This window comes from Streptomyces sp. OfavH-34-F (assembly GCF_022347745.1).
Lineage (GTDB): Bacteria > Actinomycetota > Actinomycetes > Streptomycetales > Streptomycetaceae > Streptomyces.
In genome coordinates this window covers 1-4,656 of sequence record NZ_JAKRGC010000409.1, presented here as the reverse complement: position 1 = coordinate 4,656, position 4,656 = coordinate 1, and the positions used below count along the sequence as shown (strand labels likewise).

Here is a 4,656-nt window from a genome sequence, read left to right as displayed (position 1 = left end):
GCCCGGGTCGAGGCCGGCCGGGACCGTCAGGCCGGTGCGGGTGAGTACGGCGAGCAGCCCGCGCAGCCGCGTGCGGGCGTCCGCGTCCGGATCGGGCCGGGTGAGCGCTTCGAGCGCCTGCACGTCGAGTACGGGGTCGAGCCCGAGCCGCTCGGCGAACGTCCGCATGGCCTCGTCCTCCCCGGCCGCGGTGCCGTCCGCCAGCCATACGTAGCCGACCGGGCGGCGGAATCCGGCGGCGAGCGTGTAGCCGGCCCGGTCGCCGTCCCACCACAGGGCGAGCACGGGCCAGGTGGAGCCGACGGCGAGCGCGGTGGCCCAGCCGCCCAGCACCCGGTCGACGGGCTCGGCGCGCTCCCCCTCCCCCGCCCGTGCGCGCCTGCCGCCCTGCCAGGGCTCGCCCTCCGGCACGAGGACGGTCCAGCCCTGCCCGGCCGGTGCGAGCAGCAGCGGTTCGCGCAGCAGGTGCGCGACCGGGCGCACGGCGTCCGGCACGGTCCGGCACAGCAGCAGGGCACCCACGGGTGAGGTCGCGTCCATGGATCACACGGTAGGACACCTCACCCCCTTCTGATCCGTTTTGTACGCCTTTACGGCGCCCCGCACCTCCGCGCGCCCTCCCCCTTGCCGCCTTCCCACCCACCCTCTTCTTGACTTCCCGCATCCGCGATATATCGTGTTCTTCAAGAGACGCGATATGTTGCGTCGTCCGCCGACCCGGGAGGTCAGATCCATGCCTGTCTCGACGTGGGCCGTCGCCGAGCCTCAGAAGCTGACCTTCGACGAACCCGTGACGGCGCTGAAGGTGCGCGTCGTCAACGGCACGGTCAACGTGGTCGGCACCGACGAGCCGACCGCGCGCCTGGAGGTCTCCTCCCTCGAAGGACCGCCGCTGCTGGTGACGCAGGAGGACGGCGTCCTGACCGTGGCCTACGAGGACCTGGCCTGGCAGAACCTGCTGAAGTGGCTCGACCGCAAGGAGTGGCGGCGCAGCGCGGTCGTCTCGCTGGCGGTCCCGGCCGGCGCGTCCGTGGAGGTGGGGGTCGTGGGCGCCGGGGCGTTCGTCTCCGGTGTCCGGGGCCGTACGGAGGTACGCGGCGTCACCGGCGACACCACGCTCGTCAAGCTCTCCGGGCCGGTCGGCGCGGAGACCGTGTCCGGCAGCGTGGAGGCCCAGTCCGTCACGGGCGACCTGCGGTTCCACTCCGTCTCCGGGGATCTGACGGTCGTCGAGGGGTCGGGCGCCTCGGTGCAGGCGGACTCCGTCAGCGGCGGCATGGTCCTCGACCTCGACCCGGCCGGGAAGCCCACGGACATCCGGCTGAACACGGTCTCCGGCGAGATCGCCATCCGGCTGCCGCACCCGGCCGACGCCAGGGTGGAGGCGAACACCGCGAGCGGCTCCGTCTCCAACGGCTTCGAGGACCTGCGGGTCAGCGGCCACTGGGGCTCCAAGAAGATCACCGGCACGCTGGGCTCCGGCACCGGAACCCTGCGGGCGACCACGGTGTCCGGGTCGATCGCGCTGCTGCGCCGCCCACCGGCCGAAGAGGAACCGTACGAGTCCGCACCGGCCGGAAAGGTGTTCTGACATGGCCCCCGTCTTCGCCCACGGCCGCCTTCGCCTCTACCTCCTCAAGCTGCTCGACGAGGCCCCCCGGCACGGTTACGAGGTGATCCGCCTGCTGGAGGAGCGCTTCCAGGGTCTCTACGCCCCCTCGGCGGGCACGGTGTACCCGCGGCTGGCCAAGCTGGAGGCCGAGGGCCTCGTCACGCACGCCACCGAGGGCGGCCGCAAGGTCTACTCGATCACCGGGGCGGGCCGTACCGAGCTGGCCGGGCGCACCGGTGAACTCGCCGATCTGGAGCTGGAGATCCGCGAGTCGGTCTCCGAGCTGGCCGCCGAGATGCGGGACGACGTGCGCGGCGCGGCGGGCAAGCTGCGCAGCGAGATGCGGGCGGCGGCCGACGAGTCGCGCCACACGTCGGGCGGCCGGACGGGGCCCGGTCCCGGCTCCGGTCCGGGGATCAAGGACCCGACCTTCGGCGACCTGGGCGACCCCGAGTCCTGGCGCACCGCGAAGGAGGAGCTGCGCAAGGCGAAGCAGGAGTGGAAGGAGCAGGCCCGCCGCGCGAAGGACGAGTCCCGGCGCGCCCGCCAGGACGCCCAGCAGGCCCGCCGCCAGGCGAAGGAGGCCCAGGACAGGGCGCGCGAGCAGATGCAGAACGCCGCACGCCAGGTCCAGGAGCACTTCGCGCGCGGCGACTGGCCGGCCGGGGTCCGCGAGGGCCTGGCCGAGATCACCGGCCAGCTCGGCGGCTTCGCCCGCACCGGGAGCTGGGCCCCGTACGTCAAGCCGGAGCCGGCCGGCGCGGACCCCGACTGGGGCAAGGACACCGGCGGCACGGGCGACCCGGCCCGCGATCTGGACCGGCTGCTCGACCGCTTCCGCGACGAGATCCGCGACGCGGCCCGCGACCACGGGGTGACGGAGTCCCAGCTGAGCGAGATCCGCCGCCACCTGGCGACGGCGGCGGCCCAGGTCGCGGCGACGCTGCGCGGGGACGGGCCGAAGTAGCGCAGGACGCGGGCGCCGGCACGCGGGCCAGGAAGCTGCGGGGCGGCGGCGGTACGGGGCAGTGGCGGTGCGGGGCAGCCCGCCTTGCGGTGGCCCTCCGTGCCGCCGCCCGCTCCGAACAGCGCGCGTTCCACCGCTCCGTAGCCGGCCCCGTGCTCGGTGAGCACCTCGGCGACGGGGCCCGGCGTGGCGGCGAGGGCCAGCAGGAGGTGTTCCGCGCCGATGGACCGGTCCGCGCGCCCGAGGGCGATGCGCAGGGAGTTCTCCAGGATCTTCTTCGCCTCCCGGGAGAAGGAGGGGCCGCCCGTCCAGCGCCGCCGCCCGCCCCGGTCGCTGCGCAGGGCACCTTCGCCGTGCGCCTCCTCGACGCGGGCGACGACCGCGGTGACGTCGATGCCGATACCGGCGAGCGCGTCCGCGTCGGCCCTCGTCATGCCGCCCCGCCGGCGTACGTCCGCGAGGGCCGCGGTCACGGACTGCCTGCGGTCCGCGAGGCCCAGGGCGGTGATCGCGAACGCGGCGCGGCCGGCGTCCCGGTCCAGCAGGGCGAGCAGCAGGTGGTCCTCGGTGACCGTGCCGGCCCCGGTCCGTTCGGCGTGCTCCACGGCTCCGGTCACCGTGGCGCGGGCGTCCTTCGTGAATCGCTCGAACATCAATGCCTCCCGTACTTCTTGTGCACGGCCTGCCGGCTGACGCCCAGTTCGGCGGCGATCTCCTGCCAGGACCAGCCCTGGGCGCGGGCGCTCCTGACCTGTACGGCTTCCAGCTGCTCCAGCAGCCGCCGCAGCGCGGCGACCGACCGCAGCCCCACCCGGGGGTCGCGGTCGCCCGCCTGCGCGGCAAGATCCGTTGCTTCGGTCATGATGTCAACGTACGTTGACACCCTGCCTGTGTCAACCGTTGTTGACAGTGAGCACGATCTTCCCGAACTGGTCGCCCGCCGCGAGCCGTTCGAAGCCCTCGCGGGCCCGGTCCAGCGGCAGCACCTCGTCGATGACGGGGCGCACCCCGGTCGCGGCGCAGAAGGCGAGCAGGTCCTCCAGTTCGTCCTTGGAGCCCATCGTCGAGCCGACGACCTTCAGCTCCAGGAAGAAGATCCGGGTCAGCTCGGCGTGCGAGGGCCGGTCCCCGCTGGTCGCGCCGGAGATGACCAGGGTGCCGCCGGGCCGCAGCGACTTGACGGAGTGGGACCAGGTGGCGGCGCCGACCGTCTCGATGACGGCGTCCACCCGGTGCGGCAGCCGCGCCCCCGCCTCGAACGCCTCCACGGCGCCCAGTTCCACGGCCCGCGCGCGCTTGTTCTCGTCGCGGCTGGTGGCGTACACGCGGAGCCCGGCGGCCCGGCCGAGCACGATCGCGGCGGTGGCGACCCCGCCGCCGGCGCCCTGGACGAGGACGGAGTCCCCGGGCCGCACCCCGGCGTTGGTGAAGAGCATGCGGTAGGCGGTCAGCCAGGCGGTGGGCAGGCAGGCGGCCTGCTCGAAGCTCAGCTCCTTCGGCTTGGGCAGCACGTTGTAGGTGGGCACGGTGACCTGCTCGGCGAAGGTGCCCTGGTAGCGCTCGGTGAGGATGGAGCGGGGCTCGTCCGGCCCGACCCCGTGGCCGGTCTGGCCGATGACGGAGTGCAGGACGACCTCGTTGCCGTCCTGGTCGATCCCGGCGGCGTCGCAGCCGAGGATCATCGGCAGCTTGTCCTCGGCGAGGCCGACGCCGCGCAGGGACCAGAGGTCGTGGTGGTTGAGGGAGGCGGCCCTGACGTCGACGGTGGTCCACCCGTCGCGGGCCCGCGGGGCCGGGCGCTCGCCCAGTTCGAGGCCGTCGAGGGGGTGGGCGGGGTCCAGGCTGGATGCGTAGGCGGCGAACATGCCGCCGACGATAGGGGCCGGGATACCCGCGCGTAACCGGCTGCGCGTGTGACACGCACCGCGCCCCGGTCCCTTCGGCAGGGGCGGGGCCCGGCCCCGCCGCCCCCGGGCCCCTTCCGTCACCAACCGTCACACCGGCGTGACGGACGGGCGACGGGACGGCCACCGGATCGCGACACGCGCCCACGTTTCACCGACCCAGCTTTCACAGG

At 74.2% G+C, this 4,656-nt stretch carries 5 protein-coding genes and 1 pseudogene; 2 read left to right on the top strand and 4 right to left on the bottom strand.

Annotated elements, in window-relative coordinates; genetic code table 11:
• Nucleotides 1-540 (bottom strand): hypothetical protein (locus tag MHW47_RS32165; protein WP_239227387.1); only part of this gene is annotated, 540 nt, incomplete at its 3' end.
• A gap of 193 nt (nucleotides 541-733) precedes the next feature.
• On the opposite strand from MHW47_RS32165, the gene MHW47_RS32160 reads away from it, so the two are divergent.
• Complete coding sequence (locus MHW47_RS32160) at nucleotides 734-1,591, top strand: DUF4097 family beta strand repeat-containing protein (protein WP_239227386.1); 858 nt, start codon at nucleotides 734-736, stop codon at nucleotides 1,589-1,591.
• Between the two features lies 1 nt (nucleotide 1,592).
• Nucleotides 1,593-2,579 (top strand): PadR family transcriptional regulator, encoded by a 987-nt coding sequence (locus tag MHW47_RS32155; RefSeq protein ID WP_239227385.1) that lies wholly within the window; start codon nucleotides 1,593-1,595, stop codon nucleotides 2,577-2,579.
• Between the two features lie 77 nt (nucleotides 2,580-2,656).
• On the opposite strand, the pseudogene MHW47_RS32150 reads toward MHW47_RS32155, so the two are convergent.
• The 3 genes and pseudogenes from MHW47_RS32150 to MHW47_RS32140 all read right to left on the bottom strand — a co-directional run.
• Nucleotides 2,657-3,232 (bottom strand): annotated as a pseudogene (locus tag MHW47_RS32150) (Clp protease N-terminal domain-containing protein); the annotation flags it as partial.
• Nucleotides 3,232-3,441 (bottom strand): helix-turn-helix domain-containing protein, encoded by a 210-nt coding sequence (locus tag MHW47_RS32145; protein WP_239227384.1) that lies wholly within the window; start codon nucleotides 3,439-3,441, stop codon nucleotides 3,232-3,234. The pseudogene MHW47_RS32150 and the gene MHW47_RS32145, both read right to left, overlap by 1 nt.
• Before the next feature lie 31 nt (nucleotides 3,442-3,472).
• Complete coding sequence (locus MHW47_RS32140) at nucleotides 3,473-4,444, bottom strand: zinc-binding dehydrogenase (protein ID WP_239227383.1); 972 nt, start codon at nucleotides 4,442-4,444, stop codon at nucleotides 3,473-3,475.
• Nucleotides 4,445-4,656: the final 212 nt, after the last annotated feature.